1 protein-coding gene is annotated in these 221 nt (G+C 30.8%); it reads left to right on the top strand.

Annotation, left to right across the window (positions count from 1 at the left end):
* Nucleotides 1-221 (top strand): hypothetical protein (locus tag ACX6CF_RS27260; RefSeq protein WP_458788503.1); only part of this gene is annotated, 221 nt, incomplete at both ends.

Genomic DNA, 221 nt, shown 5'->3' with positions numbered 1-221 from the left:
CAAAGATATGCTGAACAAGGAGCTTTTTATCCATTACATGAATTAGAACATGTTATGCCTAACTTTCACCAATATTTAAATAAACCAGAAAATTCTGAAATAAAAGCTGCAATTATGGGGATCGATGGTGAATATTATATTATTCCTAATTTAAATCCACCAGCAACATATATAATTGCTGGTACGGCAATGTTTATTCGTCAAGATTGGCTTGATAAATT

The organism is Vallitalea sediminicola, assembly GCF_054408565.1.
This window is presented reverse-complemented; position numbering and strand designations above follow the sequence as displayed.